Source organism: Bacteroides sp., from assembly GCA_036351255.1.
GTDB lineage: Bacteria > Bacteroidota > Bacteroidia > Bacteroidales > UBA7960 > UBA7960.
In genome coordinates this window covers 34,862-50,716 of record JAZBOS010000100.1, presented here as the reverse complement: position 1 = coordinate 50,716, position 15,855 = coordinate 34,862, and the positions used below count along the sequence as shown (strand labels likewise).

The 15,855-nt window shown below is 47.4% G+C and carries 10 protein-coding genes; 4 read left to right on the top strand and 6 right to left on the bottom strand.

All coding sequences use genetic code 11. From position 1 onward, the window contains the following. Together V2I46_09870 and tsaA are read right to left on the bottom strand one after the other, a co-directional pair. Positions 1-117 (bottom strand): YqaE/Pmp3 family membrane protein (locus V2I46_09870; protein MEE4177806.1); only part of this gene is annotated, 117 nt, incomplete at its 3' end. 219 nt (positions 118-336) lie between these two features. After that, a complete protein-coding gene (gene tsaA, locus V2I46_09865) occupies positions 337-816 on the bottom strand; it encodes a tRNA (N6-threonylcarbamoyladenosine(37)-N6)-methyltransferase TrmO (protein ID MEE4177805.1) in 480 nt (159 codons plus the stop codon). Positions 817-1,529: 713 nt separating this feature from the next. Here tsaA and V2I46_09860 point away from each other — a divergent pair. Next, the gene (locus tag V2I46_09860; protein MEE4177804.1) at positions 1,530-1,976 is read left to right on the top strand and encodes a C-GCAxxG-C-C family protein; all 447 of its coding nucleotides are present in this window, start codon (positions 1,530-1,532) and stop codon (positions 1,974-1,976) included. A 61-nt stretch (positions 1,977-2,037) separates the two neighbouring features. Here the strand turns inward: V2I46_09860 and V2I46_09855 are convergent, their stop codons facing one another. From V2I46_09855 to V2I46_09840, 4 genes are all read right to left on the bottom strand, one after another. Next, positions 2,038-6,324, bottom strand: coding sequence for a T9SS type A sorting domain-containing protein (locus tag V2I46_09855; protein MEE4177803.1), 4,287 nt, complete (start codon positions 6,322-6,324; stop codon positions 2,038-2,040). A gap of 293 nt (positions 6,325-6,617) precedes the next feature. After that, a complete protein-coding gene (locus V2I46_09850; GenBank protein ID MEE4177802.1) occupies positions 6,618-7,052 on the bottom strand; it encodes a nuclear transport factor 2 family protein in 435 nt (144 codons plus the stop codon). A gap of 250 nt (positions 7,053-7,302) precedes the next feature. Continuing rightward, positions 7,303-7,758 (bottom strand): DUF2147 domain-containing protein, encoded by a 456-nt coding sequence (locus V2I46_09845; protein ID MEE4177801.1) that lies wholly within the window; start codon positions 7,756-7,758, stop codon positions 7,303-7,305. A gap of 119 nt (positions 7,759-7,877) precedes the next feature. Beyond that, the gene (locus V2I46_09840) at positions 7,878-8,753 is read right to left on the bottom strand and encodes a hypothetical protein (protein ID MEE4177800.1); all 876 of its coding nucleotides are present in this window, start codon (positions 8,751-8,753) and stop codon (positions 7,878-7,880) included. Between the two features lie 116 nt (positions 8,754-8,869). Here V2I46_09840 and treS point away from each other — a divergent pair, with 116 nt between their 5' ends. The 3 genes from treS to otsB all read left to right on the top strand — a co-directional run bounded on the left by treS (position 8,870) and on the right by otsB (position 15,850). Then, positions 8,870-12,172, top strand: coding sequence for a maltose alpha-D-glucosyltransferase (treS, locus tag V2I46_09835; GenBank protein MEE4177799.1), 3,303 nt, complete (start codon positions 8,870-8,872; stop codon positions 12,170-12,172). Positions 12,173-12,226: 54 nt separating this feature from the next. After that, positions 12,227-14,089 (top strand): malto-oligosyltrehalose trehalohydrolase, encoded by a 1,863-nt coding sequence (gene treZ / locus V2I46_09830; protein MEE4177798.1) that lies wholly within the window; start codon positions 12,227-12,229, stop codon positions 14,087-14,089. Positions 14,090-14,272: 183 nt separating this feature from the next. Further along, positions 14,273-15,850, top strand: a complete 1,578-nt coding sequence (gene otsB / locus V2I46_09825) for a trehalose-phosphatase (GenBank protein ID MEE4177797.1) — start codon at positions 14,273-14,275, stop codon at positions 15,848-15,850. Positions 15,851-15,855 lie beyond the last annotated feature (5 nt).

The window sequence follows — 15,855 nt, the reverse complement described above, 5'->3', positions numbered from 1 at the left end:
TCCGGGAACCCATCCTGCAAGGGTCAGCAGGAATACGATGAGCACGGAACCACAACCCTGATCGATCACCGCCAGGGGTGGAAACAAAATGGCAAAAAGGACTCTCAGGAAAGACATGAAATTCGCTTTTTTGGTTTCTGATGTAATGGCCTGTCATGCTCTTTTCTTAAAAAGCAGGAATCATCTGCTTTTTAAATAGGTTGAACCAGGCTTTGCCAGGCATTCCTGATGCAAATATAAAAATTTCCTGTAAAAAAGGGATAACACCCTGGTTTACAGCCAGGGGGTTGATGATCAACGATTGGTATTTCGTAACACATAGATTCGTGAATGTTTTCAGCTAAACCGGTCGTCTGACCTAACTTCATTAGGATACCCGGTGACCCTGTTGATCCATCCGCTTTTTTCAATTTCGTGGATGTCAAACTGGGAAATATAAGGTTTAATGTCGAGCAGGGGGGTGCCGTCGAGCATATCCACATTTTCCACCTCCAGGATGTTGTCGGTGATGCTGATGAGTTTTACCACCGAAAGCCCGATGGCATTCGGCCTCCTGGGAGCACGCGTGGCAAATACCCCGTGGGGCTGGTCGTCAAGAAACGGGACCACCTCCAGCTCAAAACCTTTCGATCGGTGCAAGTGGTAAATCAGATAAATATGTGAAAAATGCTCCAGGTCGAGCAAACCTTTCACAAATCTTTTCTTCAGAACCACGGTTCCCTTGATGCCTTTCGCGCCGCTCGACTGTATCGGCATCCCTTCCTTGCGTTTATAAGGCGTATGGATGGTCCCAATGGGGGTGAATGGTATGGCCATGGCTTGTTGTGTTTTATCCAGGTTTTTTCAAACCTCAAATTGATTTAATTCGAAATCCTTCAAAAACAGGAAGTCGTTTTCTGTTTTTTCTTTTTTGTGACCTAATGAGCCTGGATTCAATAACATTATTTGATGGTCCGATAAAGTTACGCCAAACCAACAAATGGAGTGAAAGAAAAAATGGAGATTGAGATTTAGTGGGCGCACCTTAAATGTGTTTTTTCAATTATTATTTTTCATTTATCAAATCCCGGGGAACATGGTGTTTTGCCCGGTTTTTTATACCAGATCTTAATGCGCTCCTGGTTTTTTTCTCCCTTAAATGTTCGGACTGAAAGCATACCAAAGAGGTAGTTAATACGGAGTTAATACGGAGTTTATTCGGTTTAAACCGAATAAACTCCGTATTAACTATGAGTCAGGTATGGCTTAGGAGTGTTTTTTTTGTGGGTACGACTTAGGAAAAAATTTAAAATGATAAATGATAAATTAAAAATGAAAGAGAAAGTTAAGCGTAATTTAGGGGGGTACGACTTTTTGAAATTTATTGTTCTATCTTCCGAATTATTATTTTCGGATCAGTTCTTTCCAAACCATGGAAATTCTGATTTTTTGATTTGATAAATCAATCCTCGAAAGGCAGTTGATTTTTGCCGTGATCTGGTGAGAATCTTGCCGAATGCTTTACCTTTGTTTTATCAAAAAGGAGGGTTATGACGGAAAGACAGAAAAAAGCGGAGGCTGCCTTTTTGGGTGGTTATAACTGTGCGCAGTCGGTGTTGCTGGCCTTTAATCAGGACATCGGGCTTGCTGATGAGGCCTTGCTGCGGATCTCCTCGGGTTTTGGCTCGGGCATGGGCCGCATGCAGGAGACCTGCGGAGCGCTTACCGGCGGAATGATGGTGATCAGCTACCTTTATGGCAAGCACAAACCCGTTGACCCGGTTTCGAAGGAGCGATCCATTGAAATGATCAGCGCATTTGTAAAGGCTTTCAGGAAGAAACACAAGCAGGCCAACTGTTTCGACCTCCTTGGACTTGACCTGGGCACTGAAGAAGGCAGACACCAGCAGAAAGCCGATCCTTCCTATAAAAAGAAATGCACCACTTATGTGACGGATGCGGTGGACATCCTTGAACGGGAAATCCTGGAACTGTAAGGAAAAAATGAAAAAGGGCCTTTTCGAGGGCCCTTTTTCATTTTGAAAACGAATGCTGGTCTTATTTCACAAGCATTATTTTCCTGGAGATTATTGCGTTTCCTGAATAGACGCGGAGGAAATAAACCCCCGGCCTGAGGCCTTCGAGCCTGATTTCGGCTTCAGCCATTTTGGGGCGCTGCTCAAGCATTATCACTCCCTGAAGATCAATTATTTGCAGGTAATCTATGCCTGCTGGCAGGCGCAGGTTTACCCTGTCGTAAGCAGGGTTGGGGAATGCCTGCAGTTCATTGTCAGCTAAAACATCTTCAATGCTTGTGGTAGATTGGAAAAAAGCCCCGAATAGTGTATCCTGACCCAGCACTACAGAAATTGGATTCTGCGTGAATGGATCATAACCATTAGACCATTCACTGAAGATATAGCCATCATTGGGGATGGCCAGCAGGGTAAGCTCGGTTCCTTCTTCAAAGACATAGGGACTGCTTTGTTCCTCGTTGCTGATGCTGACGGTAACCTGTCCGCTGCCCTCAGGTTCCACCTGTATGATCAGCTGGTAGGTGGGGGGCGCTTCAGACTGGAAGTTGGCAATGAGCAGGGCTTCCTGGGCTGGCATCGTTAGCGTGAATTCGGGCGCTTCGCTGACCATCTCCCCGTTAAGGGTCCAGTGCTCAAACAGGAAACCTTCAGCAGCCTGGGCAGCAATCGGGATTTCATGCCCGGCCTGGTATTCGCCGGCCGCATACTGGCTGACGGTGCCCCCGTGGGGCGGGTTGGCACGCAGTCCCAGGCTGTGCAACTCGATAAACTGGTTGCGGGCAATGTTGGTCAGGATGGGCGGATTCTGATCGAAATAAATGGCTGCGGTATTCTCGACAATGGTGCCCGGGGCGATGTCATCCTTTGCCTTGATCAAAAACTTCACGTGCCCCTGGCTGGCCTCGAGGTTGTTGGCGCTGTAGTCGAGATAGATATTGTTGAAGGCGAACTTCATAACAGGGCCATCCTCGGTGCTGATCTGGGAGACCTGCACGGGATGGGTGCTCTCGAGCAGGCTGAAAGTGTTGAGATCGAGATTATCATCGATGGCATCGAGAATATAAACATCCTTGGCCGAGAAATTGCCGTCGTTCTGGAAGCGGACGGTATAGGTGAGCCACTTCTTGTCGATGTGGGTAAGGGCCACTTCGTTGGTCGAGCCCGGGTTGGCAAGCTTGTCGTTGGGGTCATACGAGCTCATGATACGCGGGCGGTAAGGGCCGTCGTTATATATATCCTTAGGATCGATATAGGGTGGCTCTTCGTAAATATCCTCCGGCAGGATGTAAGGCGACAAATCGCCCGGGTCACCGCTGCGGGGATCCTGCAGGCGGGGGATGAGGAAAATATTGTCGCCCCCGCCCGGATTATCGGGATCGCCCGAAAAATCACTCGAACCTACCCTGGCCACGCCATAGGTGATGGTGTTGCCTGTATGTTCGGCCGAGAACAGGGCAGTCTTCACTTCTATGATATAAGTCTCCAGCGGGGCGATGCTTCCCAGCACCAGGCTAATGGTGGTGCCTTCTTCTCCTTCATTTATAACCGGTTCCACAGCCATCTCTTCCTGGTTATAGTTCCCTGGGTCCAGGTTGAAGCTCCACTGGTGGTTCCTGGGGTTGATGGTGAGGCTGGAGATCAGGTGAAGAATGCCGTTGGGGCTGAATTTGTAAACATTCACTTCCTCAATGTCGGGGATCGTAGTCTCGGGGGTTTCAGGATCTTTCAGGAAGACAAAATCAAGGTCAAGATCGTTGAAGGTCTTGCTATAGGAAACGTTTCCAATGGCGGTGACGAAGGAATTCTCGAAGTTTTCGCGTACGAAGCCCCAGGCCCCGGTCTTGGCTGAGGATTTCACCACCAGGGAGTTGATATTCTTTGACTTAAGCAGAAAATCATCGACTTCGTGGTCTTGTTCAAAACCACTCACTGTGATTTGCTTTTGTGGTTCCTCGCAAACCGCAAAGCTGTTGACCACGGGCAGGGTGATGACGTAATCGGTTTCCTCACCAATGAAGCTGAAGTAATAGGTTCCGTCGCTGGCGGTGAAGGTATCCACCTGTCTGTCGCCCGCCACAAGCGATACTTTCTGGTTACCAAAGCCTTCACCTTCGTCGAACTGGTCATTTTCGTTTACGTCAAGATAAACCCTCCCGGTAATGCCATAGGTTTTACCCCAGTTGAGGAAGGGGGCAGAAACATTATCAAGGGAGGCCTTGAGCCATTTACCCGATCCGTGACCCCAGAAGTTGCCTTCGGCATCAAAGGTCATTGCCGGCCGGTAAAAACCAACGTAGGGAATTAAGCCATTGGTGCCTTCCACTTCGAGGACACTGAAAGCAACATCCACGGTGCCGGGATTTTCGATTGTAATGACTTTAGCGGCATCGTGGGTGAAGATATGAATCCTGCCGTCCACATCGGCCATGCCACCCAGCATGTTGCTGTACATATGGCTGTAATCGGCGCCAGTATATTTGGTAAAATCCACACCATCGAAATAAATGACTGCCGAACTTCCCACGAAGGTCATTTTTCCGTTGGGCATTGGAATGATGGCATTCAGGTAACCGATGCTGCCGCTATTGGTTTGATAGTTTGTAGTCGTGGCGGTTATGGGGTCGAATTTCTTGGCCTCGATGTTGTTATCCACCATGCGGAAGAACCAGGCATTGCCTTCACTGTCGAGGTTGAAGTCGTAAAGGTATCCATAGGCTTCCTCATCGAGTTGGTGCTGGGCCACGATCTTGTTGTTCTTATAAACAAAAAGACGCCTGCCCGGGCGGTCGAAAGCCCAGATTTGATCCTTATACCTGCGGAGTTTCACAATCTGGTTGGTGCCGGGATCCTGGAGATTGTACACCAAGGGGCTATCGATTTTTTTGGCTGCACCGCCATAGATGACGGGAAGCTGGTCGTTGTCGACGAGAAAGGAGTTGGTGCCCCCCAGGCTGTATTGCCTGCTGGAGTTGCCTTCCGAATCCCAGTAGGCCAGGATGCCTCCATCGTAGTCATTGAAAAAATATACCCCATCTTCTGCAGGGTAAGCATAACGGTAACGATTGGCAAACTTGCTTGAAATGTTGGTGGACTGGTCATCATTGATCCCGCTCCACTGCCCGTTAGCATAAATGGCGGCTTCGTAATTTTCATTTTGGGAGGAGGATCCGTCATGGGTAAAAAGATAGATTTTATTGTTATACCAGTGCACCCCATGAGGGGCATAGGTCATTGGAAACCCTGTGGCAGCCATCTCAGCCATTGAAATGAAAGTCAACTGGGGCTCGGCTTCACCGAAATCAATCTGCAGGTAACCGCTGGCATTGAGGGCAGTGGCCCAAAGGGTGCCCTCGCCGTCGATGGCCACACTCTCAAAATTATAGTTGATGGCAGGATTGCTGGAGGGAAAGGTATAGGTGGTGAAGGTATTATCGGTCACATTCATTTTTGCCAGGGCGCCAGAAGAATAACCGCTTAGCGCAATCCAGAGGTTTCCTTCCTGATCAAACTGGAAATCGCGAACATAATCATGAGAAAGTTGATTTCCTGTATTGAATACCACATAGTCACTCAGGTCAGACAAATTGGTCTTATAGAGGCCATTGGAGCTGCCTATGTATAAGTATCCTTCGTGCACCAGAAATTTCTTTCCGGCAAGGGCACTGCTGCTCGACCCGGGCATGATTCCCAGATACTGGAGATCAGACCCCGTAAGGCTGAAAAGATAATTGGTCGTGCCCGCACTTGCGAGGATGTATGTCTTTTGGGTAACAGGATCATGGGTGAACACTTGCGAATAAACAAAGCCCAGTGAACCCCCATCATTGTTTAGGTAGGGAAGGATTTCAAATTCTTTGGTTTCCAGGTCAAGGATGTGCAATTTATCCATGTTCAGGTGAGTGAACAACAACTTGCCTTCGGGAGTGACCATGGCGTTCCGGATGCTGGCTGCATTGGAAGTGGGGCTTGAACGCGGTGCGGTATAATCGGGGAAGTTGTCCCAGCTGCCGTCTTCCTTCAGGATGGAAATGCCTGAAGGCGTACGAAACACCAAATCATCGTTATAATGGTTGATGACAATGTCCTGGATGCTGCGGGCATTGAGTCCATAACTGGCTTCAACAACGCCCAGGTTGCCGACACGGTCGCAGAAACTGATCTTGCCTATCGCTTCTGGAATTTCTGTTTCACAAGCATTTGGGTAATAGGTCACCTTGGTACCCGTGTGATAGGTTTCCAGCAAGGTTGCCTGAGCTGCAGCAGATAAACCTATCATTGCTGCCAGCAAAAAGGATAACATTCTCTTCATAGCTATTGAATTGATGAATTAAAAAAGTTAAACGCTTATTTGAATTTAAGCATTTCTTTTTAAAACATCAAATCAAAATTTCTATATACATATGTTTTTTGGTGTTAAAGCACTATAAATCTTCCGGTCATTCAGAAAGAATTCATTCTGTGCAAAACACAAAAAAGGGGCGGGGTAATGAAAAAACAGGCCAGGAGGCTTTAATCAATGGTTAGGTGAAACCTAAGCAGGTAATCTCCTGAAAAGAATTATAAAATACGCGGGCAGTAGGCGAAAAGGATTCCAGTTTTGCCTCAATGCTGGTAATAGACCTTGCTAACGATCTTCCAGCCGTCGCTGAATTTATACAAAGAAATGTAATCCGTAAAGATCCGGATGCTTTCGCGGTAGAGTTCGAGTTTAACCATTGCCACGGTACCGGTAACCTCTACATCGATAAATTTCCCAGTGATGTTGGGCTGAGTCGTGTTGGGGTTTGCTTTTCGCTGTTCAACGCGCTCAATCCAATTGCTGATAGGGAATTTCGAGAGCTTCCCGTCACGGAAAACAAGCATTTCAAAATCGGGGTGGAAGCCATCACGGATGGTCTGTATATCGCCCAGATTCTGGAGGCCATCGATATAGGCCCCCTGTATGACCTGCTTTACGACTTCTTCTTCACTCATGGTTTGTGCAGACAGCCCAAAAGGGAGGAGCAGAGACAGGAAAATGAGAAACATTTTTTTCATGATTGCTTTTTTTAAATTAACAATGATTGAATTTCTTTCGGAGGAGTGTATCAATTAATATGCCTTTATTTTTAATGCCTGTAAAAATCAATTTATTAAGGAAATCAGGGGTTTTGGGTTTGGTGAGCCTTAGCGCACTTGTCTGTATGCCTGCGCACAGTCATGTCCGAAGGCGGACTAAAAGGAAACGGTCTGAAGCCTCCCTGGGGCTCTTCAGACCGTTTCAATCCTATCGCAAAGAAGGCAAGCCCTATTGACGAATGGCCCTTTCGCGGGTCCAGAAGGAGTTGCGGCCAAGCATGCGCATGCCCATCACATAGCCACGCAGCACCAGTTTGTTGTTGCCGTCGAGTTTCATAAAGGCGGTATAGGTTTTCCCGTTGTCGGGATCGTAGATGGTGCCACCAGTCCATTCCTTATCGCCTGCATCGTAGGAGAAGCCTTTGAGAATCTGCAATCCGAGCAGGCGCTGGTTTTTCAGGTTTGCTTTTGGGTTTTCCTTGTCGAGTTTGGGTCTTCCGTTTTCATCGAGGGGTTCATCGAGCCAAACGATTTTTCCCACGAACTGACCATTGGAAGCCTTGGTAATCTCGATCTGCGAAGTGCCTTCTTCGGTGAGCCAGATACCCAGGATGGCGTCGGCCTGTGCAAAAATGGGCAGGCTGATTAGCATGGCCACAGCCATCAGTAAGAGTTGTTTTTTCATGTGTGAATTTTTTTGGTGAATAGGTTTTGTATGACCCGAAAAAACCTTCCAGAGGGGAAGTCTTTTCACGGCCATCAAAATTAAGAAAATAAATGTTTAAAACAAGTGTGGCATAAGGATCATCCGATCTCCATCATTTTTCGGAAAAGCGCTTCAAGATCAGTGGATAAGTCAGGGTCCTGATCAACGAGGAAGCGGATAAGGGCTTCTCCTCCGGCGTAAAAGGAGAGCCGGCTGAAGTCGCCGTTGCGCCCAACCCGGTTGATTTTGTGGCCAAGTTGTTGCCGGAGTTTGTTTTCAATAAAAAGAGCAAATCCTTCTTTCCATTGTTGCCAAACCATATATTGGTAGTCGAAAGGGCTGAGCATTTGCTGCAGGGCTTTGCTGTTGAGCCATAGGGCTTCTTCGTCGCCGCGGTCGAGGGCGCCGAGCATTCGCCGGTAGGTTTCTTCCACGCGGTCATCGTCATAGGGGAAGGGATGGTTCATTTCCCACATGAAATCCTGTTTTTCGGCCGCATGCCGGGCCAGGGGCAGGGTTTCGCGCAGGGCAGGTTCCACCGTTTCCCATTGGTGGCAATGAATGAACTCGTGGAAGATGGTGAGGTAACCCAAGGGGGTGTCGAACACATCACCGGTGACGATGCAAGCGGCCTTTCCCCCGTAAAAATCTAGCGGGAAGGCCGCCCGCACCCCTTCAGGCACGGGCATGTTTGTGGGTGCGTGCGTCACCAGACGGTATTGGGTTCGGGTGGAGTCCAGGTCAAAGACGTAGAATTGCCCATCCTGGGCCACGGCAATGGGGTAGAGGTTGCTGACAAAGGGATGTACGCCCTTGAGCAGGTCGCGGTATTCAAAGACACGCACCAGGGGCTCCTTGTAATGCCGGGCCATGGCCTCAGGTGTTATCAGCGGGGCTCCAGCCAACTGTCCCATCAGCAGCATGGAAAGGAAGAATAACTTAACGGTTTTCATTTTTGCCTTGTCAGCGTTCATCTGATTCAAATATAAATAAAAATGCCTGAAAACCAGCCTTCAGGATCTTTTTTTTATTTTTTGTATCTTTGTAATACATTGAAATTCTGTCAAATAATTTCCACTTTCCATCATCTATGCGTTTATTAAATTCTGAGCCTGACCATTCTCTTTGGTACAAAGATGCCATCATTTACCAAACTCACGTTCGTTCGTTTTACGACAGCAACGGGGATGGCATCGGGGATTTCAGGGGGCTGATCGAGAAGCTGGATTATATTCAGCGACTGGGGGTCAACACCCTCTGGCTCATGCCCTTTTATCCATCTCCATTGAAAGACGGGGGCTATGATATCTCTGATTTCACCGACATACATCCTGATTACGGGACGCTTGCTGACTTCCGGCGTTTTGTAAAGGAAGCACACCGGCGAGGGTTAAGGGTCATCACCGAATTGGTGCTGAACCATACCTCTACCGAGCACAAGTGGTTTCAGCGGGCGCGCAAGGCCAAGCCCGGCAGTGCTTATCGCGATTTTTATGTGTGGAACGATACACCTGATAAGTATCAGGATGCCCGGATCATCTTTCAGGACTTCGAGGTATCGAACTGGACCTACGACCATGAGGCCAGAGCTTATTACTGGCACCGCTTTTATTCGCATCAGCCTGACCTGAACTTTGAGAACCCGCGTGTACAGGCTGAGATCCGGAAGATCCTTGATTTTTGGCTGGAGATGGGCGTGGATGGTTTTCGGCTGGATGCGGTACCCTATCTGTTTGAGGCTGAGGGCACCAATTGTGAAAACTTGCCTGAGACCCACGCATATTTAAAAAAGCTGCGGAAATATGTGGATGACCATTATCCCGGGCGAATGCTTTTGGCAGAAGCCAATCAATGGCCCAACGATTCACGCGCATACTTTGGCAATGGTGATGAGTGTCACATGGCCTTTCATTTTCCGCTGATGCCGCGCCTCTATATGGCCTTGCGGATGGAAGATCGTTTTCCAGTGGTTGATATCATGGAGCAAACCCCACAAATTCCCGACAACTGCCAGTGGGCCATATTCCTGCGTAACCATGATGAGTTAACCCTGGAGATGGTCTCTGACGAGGAACGCGATTATATGTATAAGTCGTTTGCGCAGGATCCTCGCAAGCGAGTAAACGTGGGTATCCGGCGTCGGCTTTTTCCCTTGCTTGGAGGTGACCTTCGCAGCATCGAAATGCTGAACTTCTTGTTGTTCTCAATGCCCGGGACTCCCATCGTTTATTATGGGGATGAAATCGGGATGGGGGATAACTATTACCTCGGAGACCGCGACGGGGTGCGCACCCCCATGCAATGGTCGCCCGACAAAAATGCAGGCTTTTCGGCCGCTGATCCCCAGAAACTTTATCTTCCGGTGGTCATCGACTCCAACTATCATTATTCCACCGTTAATGTGGAGAACCAGGAACGCAATCTTTCTTCCTTTCTGTGGTGGAAGCGGCGGGTAATTGCCAAGCGTAAGCAATATAAGGCTTTTGGAAGGGGCAGCATCCGTTTTGTGAACACCAATAACCCAAAGGTCCTGGCTTTTGTCAGGGAATATGAGGAAGAGACTATCTTAGTTGTGGTCAACCTCTCGCGCTATTCGCAGAGCGTTGAACTGGACCTGCATGAGTATATTGGTTCGGTTCCAATGGAAATCTTCAGCCGCAATGACTTTCCGCTCATCACCGATGAACCCTGGACATTCAGTATGCAGTTTAAAAATTATTTTTGGTTTGAGCTTCGCAAGCCAGGCAAAGAGATCTCGGAAGGAGATGCGAACCTTGAATTGTTAACCTGCAGCCGCCGGCAGTGGAAGGAAATGAGACCTTTGTTGCAGGATTCCATAAAATATTACTTATACGACCACATCAAGCGCAGCAAGTGGTTTAGCGGCAATGCCCGGAAGTTACGCGATATCAAGATCGTTGATATCTTGTCACTCCAGAAGGAAAGAGATACCCCTTTCCTGTTTATTGTTCAGCTAGACCTGATCGAGAGTAACAAGGATATCTATATGATGCCGGTATCCCTGGCCTTTAACAATCGTGCTGCAGAAATGCGGGCCAGGAACCCTGAAGCGGTGATTGCCCCGATCAGGATGGATGGGGAGGACGGGCTGCTTTACGACGGGGTTTTTGATCCCTATGTCGAAGAGGTATTGTATGGATTAATTCGTAAACGAGCAAAACTGAAGGGACTTGAGGGTGAGTTTGAAGGTTCCTCGGGGAGACGGCTGAGGCAGCTGAACCCCGAAGATGCTTTTCTGAAGACGCAGGTGGTTGCCTGTAAGCGATCCAATACTTCGGTGACCTTTGGTGACAAGTTTTTCTTTAAATTGTATCGCAATCCTCAGGAAGGGGAGAATCCGGATGTGGAGGTCCTGAAACATCTCACCCGTCACACCCCGTTTCAGGCAATACCTGCCTATGTGGGTCGCATCGATTATCATAATCCTGGGATGGAGACCACTTCAATGGCCATGCTGGAAGACCTGATTCCCAATGCGGGGAATGCCCGGGAAATGACGGAGACTGCCATTGAACAATTCTTTGACAAGGTGATCAGCGAGCGGGATGAGCTTTTGAAGGATCCCATACTTTCAGAAGAGGCCCTGCAGGAACTTATTGGACCATTTTTCCTGGAGATGGTGGAACAACTGGGGAAACGCACTGCAGAATTGCATCTGGCTCTTGCTTCTTTGAAAGATATTAAAGGTTTTGAACCGGAGCCCTTTTCCTTGTTATACCAGAAGTCGTTGTATCAATCGCTGCGGACTTTCGTAAAGCGTACTTTCAGTTACGCCCGTAACCAGATGGAAGAACTGGAAAAAGGTAACCAAAAATTGCTTCAGGAAGTAATGGATGGTCAGGACATTTACCTTGGACATATGCAAATGATACTTGAAAAGGGGAAAATCGCTTCTTTTAAGACGCGTATTCACGGGAATTTGAAACTCGACAAATTATTGTTTACAGGAAAGGACTTTATCTTTACCGACTTTGAGGGAGAGGTGGAGTTTCCGCTGAGTGTGCGTAAGATTAAGCATTGTCCCCTTAAGGATGTTGCTTCGCTGCTGACTTCGTTTCATTATATTGTTTATGAGGGGTATTTCTTTCGCAAAGAGTTCGTGCCAGTGGATGAACATTACCTGCGGCGGCTGGTGGAGCGCTGGTATGAAAAGGTTTACGAGACCTTTGTTCGGGGCTATGTAAAAGAGGCCCGTGCTTCCGGGCTGATCCCGGTCAATGATCAACATATTCAAAACCTGCTGAATCTTTTCATTTTTGAGAAAGCCATTCGTGAGATAGGAAACTTTATGAAGAAAGAGCCCCGTTCACTGATCATTCCGATAAAGGCTTTGCATAGGATCAAAGCCGATATTGAACAAGCGCAGGAGTAGAACAATCTGGGTTTTATATTCAAATTTTTTTTAAAGCAGACAAATGCTGCCTTTATGAACAGAAGGATGCTTCCGGGGATACATTTTCCAGGTGGGGATCTGGCACAAGCCCTTTGCTGGGCGCCAGTTGCCCGCAGTCTGGAAGTTGTTACGGCAGAGCAAAAGCGTTATCCGCTGGAGCGTGTCGCTGAGGGCTGGTGGCAGGGGGATTGTCACGGGCTTGAACCTAGAACGCGCTATTTCATTGAGATCAATGGGAAGGACCGCTATCCTGACCCTGCATCCTTTTCTCAGCCTGATGGGGTTTACGGGGCCTCTGAAGTTCTGAATCTAAATACCATCAGAAGCCAAAGGGTGGAGGGCTGGCAGGGGATCCCCCTGCAAGATCTGATCATTTATGAGCTGCATGTGGGAACATATACCCCCTCCGGTACTTTTGAAGGAGTAATTGAAAAATTGCCTTATTTGGAGGAATTGGGTGTGAATGCCATAGAACTAATGCCTGTGGCATCCTTTCCGGGCGCGCGCAACTGGGGTTACGACGGGGTTTTTCCTTATGCCGTTCAGCATTCTTATGGAGGGGCTACAGGCTTGGCAAACCTGATTAACGCTTGCCATACATTGGGAATGGCAGTGATCGTGGATGTGGTGTATAACCATATCGGACCTGAAGGCAATATTTTAGGAGCCTTTGGACCGTATTTTACCCGACGGTATAAAACCCCCTGGGGTATGGCATTGAATTTTGACGGGAAGGGCAGCGCTGGTGTTCGAAGTTTTTTCCTGGAGAATGCCCTGATGTGGTTGCGTGATTTTGATTTAGACGGACTGCGACTGGATGCAATTCATTTCATTTTTGATAAAAGCCCTAAGCACTTTCTGCAGGAATTGAGTGAATCCGTGAGTCAATTGAATGCCTCCAAAGGGGGTAACCATTTTCTTATTGCCGAAAGTGACCTTAATGACCCAATGGTTTTTGAGCCAGGGGGAAAGGGTGGTCTTGGTCTGGATGCACAATGGTGTGATGACTGGCACCATTCGCTGCATGCCTTGCTTACGGGAGAGCGTCAGGGTTATTACCAGGACTTTGGAAAGTTTTCACACCTGGTAAAGTCCTATCGGGATGCCTTTGTATACGATGGCGTTTATTCGTCTTTTCGTAAAAGGATCTTTGGCAAGCCCGCTACTGGATATCCTGTTCATAAATTTATAGTATTTACACAAAATCATGACCAGACGGGCAACCGCGCGCTGGGTGAACGTTTGACAACCCTGGTGGATTTTGAAAGCTTAAAACTGGCTGCCGGGGCATTGCTTCTTGGGCCTTTTGTACCTATGCTTTTTATGGGTGAAGAGTATGGTGAGGACAACCCTTTTCTTTATTTTACCAGTCACGGCAGCGAGCGTTTGGCTGCGTTGGTTCGAGCAGGCCGCAAACGTGAATTCAGGTTTTCACTGAAAGGGGGAGAGCCCCCAGATCCGCAGGCAGAAGAGAGTTTTCAGCGCTCCCATTTAAAGTGGAATTACCGGGATCATCCCCAAAAAGAAAGACTCCTGAGGTTTTATAAAGAATGTATTAAACTTAGAAAAGAACATGCCCTGCTCAGTAGGGGTAAGAAGATAAATTTGCATGTACGGTCGCTTCAAAGGGATAAGGTATTGTTTCTTTTGAAAACCCTTTACCTGGGAAAAATGCTTTTTGTGTTCAACTTTTCTGAAAAACCTTTTAAGGGGAAGATAGCCAAAGGGGAGGGGGAAGGAAAAGAATTGGTTTTGTATTCAGCACATAAATGTTGGGGAGGGACCATGGAAGATGGTCATAATCCCTTAATGCGGGGATATGAGGGCGCATTTGAAATATCTATTCAGCCAAAATCACTCGTTGTTTTTGTGCAATCCAGGAGAGGTAACTTCTGAGTTTTCTGTAAATATCGATATTGTTTCCAACCCTTGCGAGATGCATTATGATTGGAGGTTTGCTCATTATTCTTTTTGGGCAAAAAGGAGGAGGGGTTTGGAAACCTTCGCGGAAATGATTATATTAGGGGTTTATATTTATTTACTGTCTATCAATATAAATATTTGATTAAATGAAAAAATATGGGAGACAAGACCGAGCAAACAATAAACAGATCAATTATTGATGCCCTGATTTTTGATCTGGATGGGGTCATCACCCAGACCCGCAGAACCCACAAAAAAGCCTGGAAAGAGATGTTTGGCCTTTTTTTTGCCAAAAGCCATGCAGAACAGGCACCCCTGTCGGAAGAAGATTACCAGCTATATATTGATGGGAAACCCCGCTATGAGGGTGTACGGAGTTTTCTCGATTCGCGCGAGATCAGTCTTCCTTTTGGAAAACCGGATGATGAGCCAGGCTTTGAAACCATTTGTGCCTTGGGTAACATCAAGAACCGGATGTTTAATGAGATCCTTGATAGGGATGGGGTAGAGGTATACCCCAAGGCGGTTCATCGTTTAAAGGAATGGAAGCAAAAAGGATTTAAAACCGCCATTGTTTCATCGAGTAAGAATTGTCAGAAGATCCTTGAGGTAGCAGGTCTGCAGGCTTTTTTCGATGTCTTTGTGGATGGCTTAGTTTCAGAAGAACTTGGATTGAAAGGAAAGCCTGACCCCGATATTTTTGTGGAGGCCACCCGCAGGCTTGATGCCTGTCCTGAGAATTCCATTGTATTTGAGGATGCCATATCAGGAGTGCAGGCAGGTCAGCGGGGTTTTTTCGGCCTGGTTGTAGGTGTCAACCGTTTTAACAATCGAAATGCCCTGCTTCAAAACGGAGCTGATATTTGCATTGACGATTTTGAGGAATTGGGTCTTGAGGATCAAGCATTGCTTGAGGAATATTTTTCACAGCAGGGAACCCCCGTTTTTCCGGAAAATCATAAGTTATTTGAAATTCTTTTGAAAAGAACTCCCGCCATTTTCCTGGATTATGACGGCACATTGACCCCCATAGTTCCCCGGCCAGAAGATGCTGTCATCTCGAATGATATGAAAGAGACCCTTCGCAGCCTGGCTGAAATCTTTAAAGTGGCGATTGTCACAGGTCGGGATAAGGAAGATGTGGAAAACCTGGTTGGATTGAAAGAACTTATCTACGCTGGCAGCCACGGATATATCATAAGTGGTCCTGGGGGCTTATCGATGGAACACCCTGATTCAAAAAAAATCATTCCCAAACTTGATGTAATGGAAGTGGAGGTGAAGGAAATGCTTGAAAAGAGGACCAAAGGCACTCAACTCGACCGCAAGCGATATGCCATAGGAATCCATTTCCGAAATGCCCGCCAGCAAGACGAAGAGGTGGTATATGAGGTGGCCAGGCAGATGCTGGAAAAGTACCCGGGACATAAGATCGGTGAGGGTAAAAAGATCGTTGAGATCAAGCCTGACCTGGATTGGCATAAAGGCAAAGCGGTGGAATGGATCCTTGAGGCTCTCAGCTTGGAAAACCAGGACGAAAGCATCCCTGTTTTCATTGGAGATGACATTACTGATGAAGACGCTTTCGAAACACTTAAGGGGAAAGGCATTGGGATATTGGTAGGTGGTCACGGGCAAAAAACCCATGCCCGATATTCCCTGAAGAATGTTTACCAGGTCAGGATTTTCTTTGAAAAACTGATTGAATTATATAAAAACCGTAAAAATACCTGAGAAAG

What these genes read in the sequence shown, in the direction of transcription:
- V2I46_09855 (MEE4177803.1), bottom strand. Translation starts at nt 6,324, where the DNA reads ATGAAGAGAATGTTATCCTTTTTGCTGGCAGCAATGATAGGTTTATCT.
- treZ (MEE4177798.1), top strand. Translation starts at nt 12,227, where the DNA reads ATGAACAGAAGGATGCTTCCGGGGATACATTTTCCAGGTGGGGATCTG.
- V2I46_09845 (MEE4177801.1), bottom strand. Translation starts at nt 7,758, where the DNA reads ATGAAAAAACAACTCTTACTGATGGCTGTGGCCATGCTAATCAGCCTG.
- V2I46_09860 (MEE4177804.1), top strand. Translation starts at nt 1,530, where the DNA reads ATGACGGAAAGACAGAAAAAAGCGGAGGCTGCCTTTTTGGGTGGTTAT.
- treS (MEE4177799.1), top strand. Translation starts at nt 8,870, where the DNA reads ATGCGTTTATTAAATTCTGAGCCTGACCATTCTCTTTGGTACAAAGAT.
- V2I46_09850 (MEE4177802.1), bottom strand. Translation starts at nt 7,052, where the DNA reads ATGAAAAAAATGTTTCTCATTTTCCTGTCTCTGCTCCTCCCTTTTGGG.
- tsaA (MEE4177805.1), bottom strand. Translation starts at nt 816, where the DNA reads ATGGCCATACCATTCACCCCCATTGGGACCATCCATACGCCTTATAAA.
- V2I46_09840 (MEE4177800.1), bottom strand. Translation starts at nt 8,753, where the DNA reads ATGAACGCTGACAAGGCAAAAATGAAAACCGTTAAGTTATTCTTCCTT.
- otsB (MEE4177797.1), top strand. Translation starts at nt 14,273, where the DNA reads ATGGGAGACAAGACCGAGCAAACAATAAACAGATCAATTATTGATGCC.